General features: G+C 35.6%; 12 protein-coding genes and 3 pseudogenes. 14 read left to right on the top strand and 1 reads right to left on the bottom strand.

What is annotated here, in order from left to right; translation table 11 throughout:
- Positions 1 to 694: 694 nt before the first annotated feature.
- The 12 genes and pseudogenes from N9I19_RS14615 to N9I19_RS25465 all read left to right on the top strand — a co-directional run.
- Positions 695 to 1,402 (top strand): DNA alkylation repair protein, encoded by a 708-nt coding sequence (locus N9I19_RS14615; protein ID WP_317778199.1) that lies wholly within the window; start codon positions 695 to 697, stop codon positions 1,400 to 1,402.
- Between the two features lie 251 nt (positions 1,403 to 1,653).
- The gene (locus N9I19_RS14610) at positions 1,654 to 2,967 is read left to right on the top strand and encodes an HAD family hydrolase (RefSeq protein ID WP_317778198.1); all 1,314 of its coding nucleotides are present in this window, start codon (positions 1,654 to 1,656) and stop codon (positions 2,965 to 2,967) included.
- Between the two features lie 386 nt (positions 2,968 to 3,353).
- A pseudogene (locus N9I19_RS14605) lies at positions 3,354 to 4,001 on the top strand (transposase); the annotation flags it as partial.
- Positions 4,002 to 4,222: 221 nt separating this feature from the next.
- Positions 4,223 to 4,855 (top strand): type 1 glutamine amidotransferase family protein, encoded by a 633-nt coding sequence (locus tag N9I19_RS14600; protein WP_317778197.1) that lies wholly within the window; start codon positions 4,223 to 4,225, stop codon positions 4,853 to 4,855.
- 276 nt (positions 4,856 to 5,131) lie between these two features.
- Entirely contained in the window at positions 5,132 to 5,638 is a 507-nt protein-coding gene (locus N9I19_RS14595) for a hypothetical protein (RefSeq protein WP_317778196.1), read from the top strand.
- Between the two features lie 273 nt (positions 5,639 to 5,911).
- Complete coding sequence (locus N9I19_RS14590; RefSeq protein ID WP_061463106.1) at positions 5,912 to 6,292, top strand: hypothetical protein; 381 nt, start codon at positions 5,912 to 5,914, stop codon at positions 6,290 to 6,292.
- 369 nt (positions 6,293 to 6,661) lie between these two features.
- Positions 6,662 to 7,165, top strand: a complete 504-nt coding sequence (locus N9I19_RS14585) for an RNA polymerase sigma factor (RefSeq protein ID WP_317778195.1) — start codon at positions 6,662 to 6,664, stop codon at positions 7,163 to 7,165.
- Entirely contained in the window at positions 7,155 to 8,147 is a 993-nt protein-coding gene (locus tag N9I19_RS14580) for an anti sigma factor C-terminal domain-containing protein (RefSeq protein ID WP_317778194.1), read from the top strand. Before N9I19_RS14585 ends, N9I19_RS14580 begins: the two co-directional genes overlap by 11 nt.
- A 240-nt stretch (positions 8,148 to 8,387) precedes the next feature.
- Complete coding sequence (locus tag N9I19_RS14575) at positions 8,388 to 8,552, top strand: hypothetical protein (RefSeq protein WP_156404358.1); 165 nt, start codon at positions 8,388 to 8,390, stop codon at positions 8,550 to 8,552.
- Positions 8,553 to 8,581: 29 nt separating this feature from the next.
- Entirely contained in the window at positions 8,582 to 8,749 is a 168-nt protein-coding gene (locus N9I19_RS14570; protein ID WP_155727302.1) for a hypothetical protein, read from the top strand.
- A 161-nt stretch (positions 8,750 to 8,910) separates the two neighbouring features.
- A complete protein-coding gene (locus tag N9I19_RS14565; protein WP_317778193.1) occupies positions 8,911 to 9,726 on the top strand; it encodes a lipid II flippase Amj family protein in 816 nt (271 codons plus the stop codon).
- A 624-nt stretch (positions 9,727 to 10,350) separates the two neighbouring features.
- Positions 10,351 to 10,422 (top strand): annotated as a pseudogene (locus N9I19_RS25465) (IS6 family transposase); the annotation flags it as partial.
- A 191-nt stretch (positions 10,423 to 10,613) separates the two neighbouring features.
- On the opposite strand, the gene N9I19_RS14555 reads toward N9I19_RS25465, so the two are convergent.
- On the bottom strand, positions 10,614 to 12,278 hold the full coding sequence (locus tag N9I19_RS14555; RefSeq protein ID WP_317778192.1) for a beta/gamma crystallin-related protein: 1,665 nt from the start codon (positions 12,276 to 12,278) through the stop codon (positions 10,614 to 10,616).
- Positions 12,279 to 13,244: 966 nt separating this feature from the next.
- Here N9I19_RS14555 and N9I19_RS14550 point away from each other — a divergent pair.
- Positions 13,245 to 14,195, top strand: a pseudogene (locus N9I19_RS14550) (IS4 family transposase); the annotation flags it as partial.
- A gap of 310 nt (positions 14,196 to 14,505) precedes the next feature.
- The gene (locus N9I19_RS14545; RefSeq protein WP_317778191.1) at positions 14,506 to 14,637 is read left to right on the top strand and encodes a hypothetical protein; all 132 of its coding nucleotides are present in this window, start codon (positions 14,506 to 14,508) and stop codon (positions 14,635 to 14,637) included.
- Positions 14,638 to 14,890 lie beyond the last annotated feature (253 nt).

Below are 14,890 nucleotides of genomic sequence, written 5' to 3'. Positions count from 1 at the left end.
AAATGAGCAAACTTTACTTCAAATACTCGAAAATGACAAAAAGATTCGCAGTAGGGTGACTAAAGAGCATTAATGGAACTGCAAGGGTAAATTTATATTGTGGAGGGTTAAAATGAAATTCTTCAGAAGTATGTCTAAAAAAGAGTCAATTAATTGGAGAAAAGGGGCAATACTTGGTTTTTACACCTATATGTTGCTATTATTTATAAATTATATTTACTTTCTAATATATGGAATTGAGCCTTTTACTTCCGTTGTAATTTTTTGGACTGGATTGTTAGTAGCTTTCGGGTACGAGTTTATCTTAAATTTAAAGTCTAAAATGAAATTAAATAAATGAACTAATAGTAATACATAACAGGATATACCCTATTTCTTTATTGAAGTATCGCCTTATTCTTAATGAACTCCCATGAAAATTAAAAAAACAAAAAATCTAGAAAAAACCACAACAATAGACCTGGTAAAACGCTTTTTATAAAAAGGATGAGCCTTGGCTGTAACAGAAGGCGTTGTTTCTTACCATCTGTTCGAGAACAAAGTGCCAACATGCATTTAGTGGATTCCTGCGTAACACTGATATGCTTAGACGGTAGTTCTGCTGACAAATGGTAGTTTGTTATAGGATAATGGTCATATATTTGATGGGTAAAATATTAGGTGAAAAACTCCAAAAAGAAGGAAGTGCTAAACGATGAATTTAGAAATGGTTATGCAGGAGCTTGAAGCCCTTGGCAAGGAACGAACTAAAAAAATATACATATCCAATGGTGCGCATGAGCCGCTTTTTGGCGTGGCTACAGGAGCTATGAAACCAATTGCAAAGAAAATAAAAATAAGTCAAAGTTTAGCTGAAGAGCTTTATTTCACGGGGAACTACGATGCAATGTACTTTGCAGGCATTATTGCAGACCCAAAAGCCATGACTGAGTCGGATTATGATCGTTGGATGGATGCTGCGTATTTTTATATGCTGTCCGATTTTGTAGTGGCTGTAACTTTATCAGAGTCAGATATTGCACAAGAAGTTGCAGATAAATGGATCGCAAGCGGTGAAGAGCTGAGAATGTCAGCGGGCTGGAGTTGCTACTGCTGGCTTTTAGGGAATCGACTAGACGTTGAATTTTCAGAAAGCAAGATTTCCAATATGCTTGACATTGTGAAAAATACGATTCACGATTCGCCAGAACGAACGAAATCCGCTATGAATAATTTTCTATACACCGTGGCGATTTCATATGTGCCACTCCATGAAAAGGCAGTCGAGATCGCAAAGGCATTAGGAATAGTAGAAGTCAAACGGGACAAGAAAAAAAGCAGTATTCTAAATGCTTACGAAAGTATTCAAAAAGCAGTTGATAAAGGAAGGCTTGGTTTTAAACGCAAACATGTAAGATGTTAAAATTAGCCGTATGAATGTAGCTCTTTTGTGATTTTTGAGCAAAACAGGCGCTTAATTGAATAAGTATCACAGAAATCCTTTTTTATAAAGTTACAATTGTTAAGAAAAGAACCATGAATAAATATTTGATTATTTTGAAAATTCGTGATAATATTTATGCATAAAAGAATCAATCGGCAATGGCGCCTGTTTCAATAGCTAATAACGAGCTATTGGGCAGGCGTCTTTTGCATTTTTCAGGGAGGGATAATATGAATAAGAGAACTAAATTAAAAGCTTTATTTGGCATGATCGTTATTTGCTTGTTTTTGTATGCTTCCTTAGGAGCGGCTGCAAGCGGAAAAGCAGTTTCGACTCCGCAAAATAGGGAGGGCCATTGTATTCAAGTGCTGGATGAAGGGAAATGGGCTCCTGACACCTATAAGTCTGTTCAAAACCTAATTGATAAGCATTGTGCTGGAAGTACAGGATACGATCCCAATCGAAAACCTTATGTTGTTTTTGATTGGGATCATACGAGCATCATGAATGATACGGAGGAGGCCCTCTTTCTTTATCAAATTGATCACTTGGCATATAACATGCAACCGGAAGAGTTTTATGAAGTGATCAAAAAGAATGTGCCGAATGGACCCTTTTCACAAGAGTTTAAAAACCTTCAAGGAAATGCGGTAACTCTTAAGGAAATCGCCGAGGATCTGAAGCGCGATTACGAATTTCTTTATTCCAACTATAATGGGATGAATGGAAAAGAGAGATTAGAAACGCTTCATTCAACTGATCAGTTTAAAGATTTTAAAGCGAAAATGTACTTTCTGTATGAAGCCATTGGGGAAACATACGGTGTTGAAATCGGATATCCATGGGTGCTTTATTTATTTGCCAACATGTCGACCGAAGAAGTACAGCAGCTTGCAGAGGCTTCAAATGATTATAATTTAGGGGCGGAAATGGCATCGGTGACGCTTATCAGTCCTGGGTCAATGTTAGGAAAAGCCGGTACTGTTCAAGTTACCTATACAACAGGACTGCGTCTGGCCTCGGAAATCGCAAACTTAATGCATACTTTTATGGAGAATGGGATTGACGTTTTTGTTATTTCGGCTTCGATGGAAGAGGTGGTGGAGGTATTTTCGTCAAATCCAAAATACGGCTACAACGTTCCAAAGGAAAATGTCTTTGGGATGAGATTAAAAAAGAAGGAAGGAATTACTCAAGCAGAATATGAAGACAATTGGCCGATCACTGCTCGAGAAGGTAAGGTGGAAGTGATCGAACACGCCATCTCCAAAACGCGGGGCGGATACGGTCCGATATTCGTAGCGGGAGACAGCAGCACAGATTATGAAATGCTGACAATAAAGAGTTTGAAACTCGGTTTAATTATCAACCGCCTCAAAACAGGTGATATCGGCAAGCTTGCGAAAACAGCTGCAGAACGGATGGGCAAAAACAACCCGAAATATGTTCTCCAAGGAAGAAATGAGAATACAGGCTTATGGATACCGACTGAATACACGATCAAGCTTGGGTCAAATGAAGAAAAATTGTTGACGAATCCATAAAAAGATTCGTCCAATATTCCAGGATTAATTCTAACTTCTCTTTTCGCTATATTAGTTTTATTTAAAAAACTAGTGCAATCTATTAGACGGTAAAACCGTCTCAGACTGTAGACAAACTCGATGAAAATCGAGTTTGTCTACATTTTTTTTTGAGGGTTTTAAAAATTCGAACGTTGATTTCCACTCCAGGCACTCGCTTTCCGCGGGCGGTCCGGGAGCCTCCTCGGCGCCTTTGCGCCTGTGGGGTCTCCCTTGGACGCGCTTTTCCCGCAGGAGTCTCGCACCTTCCGTTCCAATCAACTTTGTTTTAACAATTAGATATAACCGCTTTTGCCTACAGTCTTTTTTGTTTTAAAATAGGAGTATTAAAACTTGAGGTGATGACGATGCTTTCGAAACATCATTCTATTCAGCGAGATCAACTTGAAATGATTACTTTGGATCAACTGGTGCCAGCGAACCATTTGGTTCGTAAAATTGAGGCGGCCATTGACTTCACTTTCATTTATGACTTGGTGAAAGATATGTATTCAGAGATAGGGCGCCCAAGTATTGATCCAGTTATTTTAGTTAAATTAACATTGATTCAATATACCTTCGGTATTCGTTCGATGCGTAAAACAATTGAAGAAGTTGAAACGAATATGGCTTACCGTTGGTTTTTAGGTTACGGTTTCCATGATAAAGTGCCTCACTTCTCAACGTTCGGGAAAAATTACGAGCGACGCTTTAAAGATACTGACCTGTTTGAACAGATTTTCTATCGCATCTTAATGACAGCTTCCGAAAGAAAGTATCCTGAGAGTGGTTACTATGTGAAAGATGAACGGACAAAACAGTTTGCCTATTCATTTCACACGGCTGCAGACCGCAATGGTTTTGTGCTAGGGTCGATTGTAACACCTGGAAATACGCATGATAGCCATATGTTAGAGCCACTGGTTGAACAAGTGATTGAGAAAGTTGGAAAGCCTGAAGCCGTTGCCGCAGATGCAGCTTATAAAACACCAGCCATTACAAGCTTTTGTCGACAAACCGAGACGGTAAAACCGTCTTTTTTTTTTATGTCACAGTATATGTCACCTCTACAATAAGTCTATTGAACTAACGGGGCAGGTTAGTTCCATAAGAAATAGACTATTGGTTAATTGTGGTATATAATCACATTGATAGGAACGTACGTTCTTTTTTTTAGTGGAGTAGCTTTTGATGTGGAAAAAATAAACTATGAAAATTATGATTGGAGTGTTAGTGGATGACAATAAAAAAAGTTTATCTATATGTATTTAATACAATGTCAGACTGGGAATATGGATATTTAATTGCTGAACTAAATTCAGGAAGATATTTCAAAAAAGATTTAGCACCTTTAAAAGTAATTACAGTAGGAGCGAATAAAGAAAATATTACTACGATGGGGGGAATGAGTATAAAACCAGATATTTCCCTTAATGAATGTAACTTTGATTGTAAAGATCTTGTAATTCTACCTGGAGGGAATACTTGGGGAGAAGCTATTCATCAACCTATCTTGAAAAAAATTGGCGAGGCTTTAAAGCTTGGCACTAATGTTGCTGCTATTTGTGGTGCAACTGAGGGACTAGCGAATATGGGGTATCTAGATTCTAGAAAGCATACAAGCAATAGCTTAGAGTATATTAAAATGGTCTGTCCTAATTATAAAGGAGAAAATTTTTATGAGATGGAACCTGTAGTAACTGGTGAAAATTTGGTTACTGCATCAGGAGTAGCTCCTTTGGAATTTGCGATGGAAGTACTGAAAAAATTAGATGTATTTGCACCAGATACATTACATTCGTGGTATAGCCTAAATAAGACTCACAAACTTGAATACTTCTTCCAACTAATGAACTCAATAAATAAGTGAGTTTAAAAATCAACTTGGCAGTTTTATTTTACTTGAAATAATCTCCATACTTTATGCGATGTCAAAGTATAGTTTTTGTACATAACTTAAAAATTTTAGAGAAGTTAATAGAGATTGTGATAATTATACTTAAACTATCGGGTGCGTTAGCTGAAGATCGGAGCTGTCTTTAAGGCAGCTTTTCTTTATGGAACTATCGGGGCAGGTTAGTTCAATAAGGATGGATAATTTTTCAATTTACATATAATGTAGAAGGAAGAAATGGAGGGATGAAATTTGAGATTTTTCAAGATGTTTTCTTTTTGCATTTTAATGATAGTATTCTTAAATGCTTGTAGTTTAGATACTACAAAAACGAAAAGTGAAATTTTAGAAATACCTAATAAAGATGAATATACAACCTTATTAGTGCAAAGTGTTGATGAGAACGGGGTATCTTCCGAGTCAACTTCAAAGGTCATTACAGATATTAATGAAATACAGGCTTTTATAGAAAAAGTAAACAAAATGGAAGTTGTGCAACCTCCTAATAAGGAGTTATTGGAGAAGAGTAAAGAATTAAATAAAAAAGGGAATTACTTTTTTATATTATCCGATAAAGAAACCATGGATAACAAAGTGTACACGATGAATTTTTTTAATGATGGAAGGATTATGTTTCAAGAACCGAACGGAAAGAAGCAAGAAGCAAATGGAGCAGGACAGAAAATGATGTATTTATCAAAAGAAAAACATTCTGATGTTCTTCTTGAAATGAAAGAATTATTAAACATCAAGTTTTAATTAACCATCCTTCAACTAAAGGTCGATAGTTTAACAAAGGGTTGCTGCGGCAACCTTTTCTTATGGCACTAAAGGGGCAGGTTAGTTCAACAAATAATTGAATTTTTAACTGCTCCTATTTCTGATATGAATGGTTATGTAAACCTCAAACCTCACATGAATACGATATTCATACATCATTAATATCAAAAGGATATGAAAACGCCTCTTCCGATTCAATTCTAAAAAGGAAGTACCTGAAATATAAATATAATCGAAAGGAGTGAGACAACAATGGAAGCAAGTACCTTTTTAGGACTGTTTTGGGGATGGACGACAGTTATCATATCGGGAATACTTTTCGTACGTCCATCGGTACTACGTGAACTGAAAAAACTAGTGGTCGAAGACAGAGGATTTGGGATTATGTATGGCTTTCTATCAATTTTCCTAGGGTTAGGTACTGTTATCCTGCATAATGTATGGGCACTTAACTGGCAAGGCTTCATTACACTGATTGCATGGCTCGCACTATTAAAGGGAATTTATGTAATTGCATATCCTGAACCATCTAAGAAAACCAACTTTGAAGTACGGATACTATCTACGCGTATAACACTCGCTATCCTTGGTGTTTTAGCTTTATGGATGCTTGTAGTAATTTATATGAAATAATCCGTAATTTGAAATAGCGACAAATCGAAAATTATGTTAACCACCCTTGTTTAATGGAGGTTTTATGGTTTATCTTGTTGAACTAACGGGTGCGTTAGTTCAATTAGAAGTATGGAGAATGATCAAACCTTAAAAGAACCATTCAATTGAATAGTTAAGAGCATGTTTTGATTTATCTTTTAGTCAGGACATGCTCTTTCTATTTGTTCATTTACCAGGGTGTTTTTGTATTAATTTTATAAAACGTTGTTTCAAAGATACATAGCGATTCTTACTAAAATTAGAAACTATTTACTAAAAAACTATTTTGTGTGATTAAAATTGTAAACTTTTCTTTACGGTATACGTCTAGTAGGCAGGAGGACGATGATGGATGACATAAATAAGAATAACGAGCTTAATTCAGAGCTTAATATCGTATATAGATACTTGCGGAAATTGGGTATTTCACAAGCCGATGCAGAGGATGTTGTTCAGGAAACGGCTTATAAGTATCTGCTTTATTACGATACAATTCAGACTTCTAAGATAAGGAGTTGGCTGATACGTGTATCATTAAATTTTCATTATGATCAGTGCCGGAAGCAACGGCGGTACGATCTCAATTTAAATGAAGGACTTTTAGAGACGGATAAAAAGGAGCTTCCAGAGGTGGTTTTTCTTGAAAAAGAAAGGAATAGAGAGGTTGGGGATGCACTATCAAAGGTAAAGCCGCACTTTCAAGAACTTTTGTTATTAAAGTATCAATCAGGCTTATCGTATGAAGAGATATCCAAGTTATTAGAGAAACCTATCAGTTCTATTAAGACGAATTTATTCAGAGCCAGGAAACAATTAGCGAAGATTTATAAGGAGGCTAACCATGAGCGATAATCACGAATCAAAAAAAGAGAAAGAAATCGATTTTATCAACACGCCTTCCTTGCAAAAGGCCCTCAAAAAAACAAAAAGGAGGCAGACAATCAAGTATGTAATCATTGCTGTACTTACAACTACCATCCTGTTGACCACTCTTTTCACAGGCAGTCAATACATCCTCAATAAACGGCTAGAGCATCAGGATGGTATATATGAGATGGTTCATGGGGCAAATATATCATTTGGGGATAGCAGCTATAATTACAATTTATTTAGTGTAACAAAAGAAACTACATATCGTAAAAGCATTGGTGACCGTTCAATAGTATGGGATAAAAAGACCGAGAAAATCCCATTGTTCGGAAGGATAGACACCATTGAACGAGGAAGTGGAATGGTTGAAGTCAATGTTTATAACGAAAAGGCGCAACGAACAGTCCGTTATAATGACTTCAATAATGAAAGAAAAATTGATTTTTATTATCCAGGTTTGTCCTATGACTATTTACCAGATGAACTTGATACTGCCGTTGATTTGGACAAAAATACGTTAATCGAGGTTGCCCTTTCCTTTAAGGAGCCAATGACTTTAGCAGAGATGGGTGAGAAGCTTGGCTATGAAAATGTCAATTGGCTATGGGTCGATACAACAACTGTCGCTCTAATGGACAGAATGACAAAGGAGCTGGATTCTGATAGCTTAAAAACTAAGGGCGGTGGCGGTGCTTTTGGATTTGATGTCAGCCAAGAAGTTCCTTATTCTGGAGAAAGTGGGCAGGGATTCATTCACGAGTTGGAGCAACTGACTAAAACAGACAGCCATAAAAGCTCTATTAAAGAAGCTCTGAAGGGAATCAAGGAAAACACCCAATCTTCAAAAGGGGAAATCCGTTTTAACGGGGCAGTCGTGACTGGTACGGCAGTGGAGCTTAGACGTTTCAAAAAACTAGATTTCCTTCGCGCCTCCGTCATTGGCGCTACGATTGATAAGTATTGAAAGCAGGTAAAAGACTAAATGAACTTATCAATTTAAAAACTAGAAAAAATATAATGAATTACAATTAAGTTGAAGATCAGGCTGCCAGCTGGCATGCATAACAGGTGCATTACTTCATTAAGGGAGTTGCTGAGGCAGCCTTTTTCTTATGCCACTAACGGGGCAGGATAGTTCCATAACAAAGTGGTTTTTTATGGTAAAATTAACTTAATTATCTTCGTTAAGGAGTCTACCTGCAATATGAAATTAGATGATAAAAAGAAAAAGGTACAAATGAAATATAGAAAGAAAATGATGCAAAAGAAAGAAGAAGGTGAAAATAACAGTAAAAAAGTGTTGGTTATTTCTGCTATCTTATTTTTGTTAATTCTGTTGTCATACTGGGGACGATTTATTTCAATCTGAAATCCCTAAATAAATTAGGAGTTGTTTATATGTTTGATGTTGCACTGTTATTTATTATTGCTTTTGCTGGAGGAATTATTGCTATTATTGGTTTCTTCGTTATATTAGGTCGAAGGATTTCAGAACCGAAGAAAGCACTTCAACAAAGAATAGATAATCTCGAAGAAGAGGTTCAGATATTAAAAAATCACAAATAAAAAACTAGCTTTAATGTACTAACGGGTGCTTTACTTCATTACCAGGAGCTGATCAGCAGCTCCTTTTTTTATGCAACTATCGGGGCAGGATAGTTCCATAACACAAATTGGAAATATATGTGGTAATATGGGAAGAAAAATATTAAAGTAGGTAATTTGTTTTGGAACTCTTAACAGAAAAATTAATTCTTATATCTCTATTTATATTTATTATCCATTCTATCGAAACACTTGCATATGCAGTCAGATTATCTGGTGCAAGAGTAAGATTGTTAGCTTCAGCTCTATCCTTATTTAACTTGATGGTTATGATTTCTCGATTAGCGAATATGATGCAGCAACCATTTACAGGGAGCCTGGTTGATAATGCTCCAAAAGTAAATACCCTAGAGTTTGTTGAAAACCAATATAGAATCATTATTGGTTCATCAACATTAGGAACAATTATGGGTATTCTTTTACTTCCTACTTTTATTGCAATTTTTTCAAGGGCTATTGTTCATTTATCTGAAGAAAGAGGTTCTATACCAGCTTTAATAAAAAAGGGATTAACTTTCGAATACATTAAACGTGGGGTAAAACACATTCATTTACCAAAGTTTTCTTACTTAAAGGATATTAGATTGAAAGATATTCCCATAAGATTGTTCTTAATTAATATGGTAATAACTGCAATCTATACAATTGGAGTGTTATCTGCGTTATATGCTGCTTTAATAGCTCCAGAAAGAGCAACAACAGCTATTATGGCATCGGGTCTAATAAATGGAATAGCTACAATTTTACTTATAATTTTTATTGACCCTAAAATATCTATTCTTGCTGATGACGTAATAAATCAAAAGGGAAGTTACCTTAATCTCAAGGGTGTATCTCTTATGATGGTTACTTCTCGTTTATTAGGAACGATTCTAGCCCAAGTATTTTTTATTCCAGGGGCAGGATATATTGCGTGGTTTACTAAATTTATTGTCTAATAAATATCTGATTTCTTAATGAACTAACGGGTGCGTTAGTTGATTAAGAAACACAAAAATGATCAATCTTTTAAATAGAATAAGGGCATGTTTTGATCAATCTTTTTCAAAACATGCCCTTTCCATTTATTCATTTATCAAGGTTTCTTGTATTAATTTGATCAAACTTTGTTTCAAAGCTTCAGATGCCCTTTATTGGCGTCTTTTTTTATTGTTCATTATCCAATAATTTAATGATTTTTTGAATGGCCTCCGTAGTATCTTCCTTTCTAAAGGCATCAATAAAATCCATGTAAAGGAGTTCAAGCACCCTTTATGCGCGCAGTATATGTGATAGATCCCCTATTTCAATCTGCCCTCATCTTATAACGGTTCTATCTATAGAAAGTTCATACCCAAGTTGTTGACTCTTCACAAGAAAAAGAATCCTAAAGGATATTTAGAATTCTTTTCCCTGAACCAATAATACTATTTTCACCAATAGAAACCCCCAACTAGCTCATAGGGAATATTTTTTTACTAAACGTTATTTTTCGGTGATATTTTGTAATATAACGTTCAATATTGTTACGATACAAATAATCCTTTGCGCGAATTTTAAGTTAGTACGTTAGCTGCAACCCTTTAAGCTATTTTGATGTTTCTGTAATTCTGAAAGAGCGTAGAATTTCGGTTCATCCGACAACCATGATGCGTTGAGTCTATTAATATGGCAGTCCGATCTATCAGATACGGAAAAAGGAACGGGTTCTGTTGAAAACTTTAAAAACATCGCAAAATATTGAATATGTCAAACATTCTTTTATATAGTATCTAGCGTTTATTTTAAATAATTGTATTTTAATTCCATATTGTGCTTAAAACTTTGCAACAGAACCCAATCTATTCTAGATGGTTCTTCGTGTAATTCGAATGGAAGACATCTCATCATTACCAATATGGGTAGAACCTAGATTATCATTTGTTACTAATGTTGTGGAACGTCCTGTAAAGTTCGCATCTGAGTAGCCTATGACATCATAAGGTCCAACAATCTTAATAGAACTCACTGCATCATTCATATTAATATCTTTAAAGTTCGTAACACTACTTGTCAATTGCTTAGAGGTCCCTGAAAAGTTAGCATCCGTGTAAATATAGACTCCTTCTGGCGCTAATGGAAAACTCGGGTTTGATATCACTTCATAGTCAATTATTGCTTCTGATACATAAGCTTTTCCTGCAATATTCCCTGTATCTAAAGGTATTACAATAGATCCCATATCATCATCCGCGTCTGATGGATCATAATCCTTTACTTCCAGCCACAATCGAGGATTAATATTAGACACTGCGATATGAAGTGTATTTGTAGGCTCTGAAAAAGTAGTATTTGCGGTTTTTTGGTCACCACCAAAAATGACGGTGTGCGGTACATTTAAAGCAGCATCGGATTTCATCCACACTTTTTCACTTATATATCTCTTTTTACTCAATGGATATGTATCCATACTAATATATATATCAGGTAGAATACTGCTAGGGTCTTTATAAGCCAGAGGGGTGACAGACTTGAGTGTCACTTTATGTGTCCAATAGGGATTGTACACATATTCATGAGAAAATGTCCCTAATCCATTAAAGTCAATATCAAACAAATAAGCTGGATCCGTGAAAAAGATTCCCTTTCCTATTGTTCCATCTTGATCTTCATCAGACCAATTCCAAGGAGCGTTTGCATTTGCGGTGCCTCCGGCTCTTGTATTTGGAAAAACACCAAACGATTGAAACGGCGTATTGTTATAGTGGAATTTTTTCTCCCATAATTCATCTATTGGCAAGATTCCATAATTATAAGTATGTTGCCACAATGGTGAAAATTGAGTAGGCTGTCCGGGATATGAAGGCTCTCCGAATTTATAAACAATCCCATCATTTCCAGAATCTTCCTTACCAGTAAAAGCACTCACACTATGCCCGTAATCGCCAATCAGATCACCACTAGCACTTATAAAAATTTCCGGATGGGTTACTTCAGAGAAACGGACTGTAGTACTTTCGATTCCAGCATATCCTGGCTGCACATTAGAATCCTTTAAACGATACCGTAGGAAATCACTATGATGTATTGTTTCCATAGCCACAGGAACACCATAACTTCCATCTTTTCGAACCGCCAGCATGATTCCTTCTAAGTCATTTTCGTGGTCCTCTGAGTTAAAGTACCCTTCATCACGTGCATGATAAAAATAATATCCTAAAAAGAGATGTGTCTTCGTTTCTTGAACAGAAGCATATACATATGGGATTTGAGGAACTACTCCTATTGTTTCCCATTGGTCAGCCATGTTCCAGTTCCCATCTGCATTAAATTTTGCAATTAAATCCACTACTCCATTTGCATAATCTGACCCTGTATTTATATCTTGATAAATAACAGGGGCATATCTTGTAATATAGTCCCAGTAAGGTTTTCCATCTGTACTTATACGATCGAATAAAGGACTGTGACCGTTCATCGCTTGTGTCTGTGCACATTCTGTTGAATTTGAAGAATTTTCATTAAAGTTCATAGGTAATCCTCCTTTATAAATATGGTATGATTTTCTGAACAAATATCTCTTAGCGTACAGTAAAGGGGTTAAATCGTGTTCAAAATGTGTCTAAACGTACAAAATCCAGTGAATAATTTGGTAAAGTCTACTAGTAATAGTAAAAAATATAAATCCTTCTTTCTGATATTGATCGTATTTTTATCTCGTCATTTAAAGGGGATATTTAGGAGTAATAAATGGCATATCTCTTACTTTTATGGCGGACGAGAAATACAAGTAAAAAAGTCACATCTAATTGCGCCTGTCAAACGTGTTAGAAATGAATTTCTCCGTAAATATTCAACAAATATTTCCAATTTCCTCTAATTTTAATAGCGATTATTTATTGAAGTTAAAATTCGTAAAAACAAGGAACATCTCTAACAATAGAGATGTCAGGCTGTCGACAAAGTCGACAGCTGTTTTTTATAAAAAGTTTAGCAACAATATATTGTGTCCTTCTTTCAAATTTACAAATAAATATGCTAATTAAAAGATAAAAAAACCCCTTTTTCTCCAACAATTCTTTTGGAAAAGGAGTTTGTCTACACTCTGACATCTCTAACAATAGAGATGTTTCTTGTTTTTATGAAAGTATTAACCGTATGACAGTTGCTTTTTGAAAGAATCCAAAAGTCACTTTTATAGACGATTATAAAAAGCGCTTAGAGTAGTAAAATTAGAGTTTTTTATGTCGGATTTTACTTAGAGTATATTTGTTAAAATGTAGGCGGTATGATAAATAGAAAACGTAACGGAAACATTCGTTTATGTTACAAATATCACCGAAAAAAACGTTTGGTAAAAAATGTATCCACGTGACCTATTTTTACACGTATCTCGGCGAACCCCATACCCATCAAGCTAAGTTTAAACAATACCTTCAAAAATGAAAAAACGCTATGCTTATCGTAAGAAGTTTACGAGAAAGGATGGTGTTTTTTTATGAATCCTATCGTCTCCAGTGAACTGACACTTTTTGCAAAAGAATTACAACGTTTTCTATCCCCAATAGTCCTACAAGAAACTGCCAAACAGGTGGGCTTTGTACAACGAACTAGTAAGTATCAAGCAAATGGACTTATCGCCCTGTGCGTTTGGCTCAGCCAAGAAGTCGCTAGTACATCACTTACTAGATGCGACTGTATTTCAGCTACCTGATTCCTTCGCCACAAATTATCAAGGCTCTGGAGGCAGTAGTAATACTGCAGGGGTGAAAATCCAATTGGAATACGATTTATTAAGTGGCCAATTTTTAAACGTACAGTTAGGACCAGGAAAAAACAATGATAAAACATACGGTACAATCTGCCTTGAAACTGTAGAGAAAGGCGATTTATGTTTACGTGATCTTGGTTACTTTGATATAGGAGACTTACAAGCCATTCATGATAAAGAGGCTTATTTTATCTCTCGGTTGAAGCCAAATACACGTATTTATATCAAGAATTTCGACCCAGAATTCTTCAACAATGGAACGGTAAAAAAAAACCGAATACATCCAGGTTGATATGACACAAATGATGTCTAGTCTAACCCCTGGTGAAACGCTGGAAATATCAAAGGCATACATTGGACAAAATCAGAAGCTCCCAGCACGTGTTATTATCCATAGACGAACCGACGATCAAACGCAAACACGCCTAAAAAACCAAGCACTACGAGTAAAGAAGAAAGGCATTGTCATGAAAGATAAAAGTAAGCACTTGATGGGCATGACCGTCTATATTACGAACACATCTCCCAGAAGAAGTCCCCACTGATTATGTCCATTCCCTCTATTCCTTGCGGTGGCAGATTGAGATTTTATTTAAAACATGGAAGTCATTCTTTGAAAACGATGAATGTAAAACAATCAAAAAAGAACGCCTTGAGTGCCATTTATATGGCTGTCTTTGATATTCTTGGGGTTGTGTATCAAACGACGGTGAAGGTTAGACAAGCTGCCTAGCAAAAAATATCGCTTTTTTAAAGGTTTCTTTGACATGCCTAATTTCCCAGTACTGGATAGTTTTATTATTTGGCTCTATTAATTTATGTTGTTAGCTTGATGGGCATGTGGTGGTACCCCTTTATAAGGTTTCGTGTATTAATTTTATCAAACTTTGTTACAAAGTTACCGTTAGTTAATATCTTAACCCTAACCTTAAGGTTAGGGTTAAGATTGATGACACAGCAAATGTCTAAAAACAAGGGGACGATGACAATGAACGTATCAATCAAGCTAAACAAAATGACAATTAAACCGGGAATGTATTTAAGAGACAAGGAAGAAAAAAAGCATATCCACTTTGGGCATGCTTTGCTTTACCAGTTATTCGTTTTATCTAATAATTGATCAATGTCAAATGTATCGAGATAGAATGGAATTGACTCTTCGGCAATTTCTTCAGTATCTAAAAGCAATTGGTCAATATCTATTATAGCCAAAATAAATTCGCCTTCCTTTTAGTCACTTCTACCTTCATATTAAAATTAATTAACATTAAACATTACGTTTAATAGTTAAACCGTTCCATATGGATGGATATGTAACTTTTAAATTAGAGCTTGTTTTAGTCTGTAGATACCTTCTTCTATTTCCTCTATTG

Origin of the sequence: Peribacillus sp. CSMR9 (assembly GCF_033141925.1) — a bacterium.
GTDB classification, from domain to species: Bacteria; Bacillota; Bacilli; order Bacillales; family DSM-1321; genus Peribacillus; species Peribacillus simplex_A.
This window is presented reverse-complemented; position numbering and strand designations above follow the sequence as displayed.

Bases quoted from the DNA above. Each gene is read 5' to 3' on its own strand.
- N9I19_RS14615 (WP_317778199.1), top strand. From the start codon at position 695: ATGAATTTAGAAATGGTTATGCAGGAGCTTGAAGCCCTTGGCAAGGAA.
- N9I19_RS14610 (WP_317778198.1), top strand. From the start codon at position 1,654: ATGAATAAGAGAACTAAATTAAAAGCTTTATTTGGCATGATCGTTATT.
- N9I19_RS14600 (WP_317778197.1), top strand. From the start codon at position 4,223: ATGACAATAAAAAAAGTTTATCTATATGTATTTAATACAATGTCAGAC.
- N9I19_RS14590 (WP_061463106.1), top strand. From the start codon at position 5,912: ATGGAAGCAAGTACCTTTTTAGGACTGTTTTGGGGATGGACGACAGTT.
- N9I19_RS14585 (WP_317778195.1), top strand. From the start codon at position 6,662: ATGGATGACATAAATAAGAATAACGAGCTTAATTCAGAGCTTAATATC.
- N9I19_RS14580 (WP_317778194.1), top strand. From the start codon at position 7,155: ATGAGCGATAATCACGAATCAAAAAAAGAGAAAGAAATCGATTTTATC.
- N9I19_RS14575 (WP_156404358.1), top strand. From the start codon at position 8,388: ATGAAATTAGATGATAAAAAGAAAAAGGTACAAATGAAATATAGAAAG.
- N9I19_RS14570 (WP_155727302.1), top strand. From the start codon at position 8,582: ATGTTTGATGTTGCACTGTTATTTATTATTGCTTTTGCTGGAGGAATT.
- N9I19_RS14555 (WP_317778192.1), bottom strand. From the start codon at position 12,278: ATGAACTTTAATGAAAATTCTTCAAATTCAACAGAATGTGCACAGACA.
- N9I19_RS14545 (WP_317778191.1), top strand. From the start codon at position 14,506: ATGAACGTATCAATCAAGCTAAACAAAATGACAATTAAACCGGGAATG.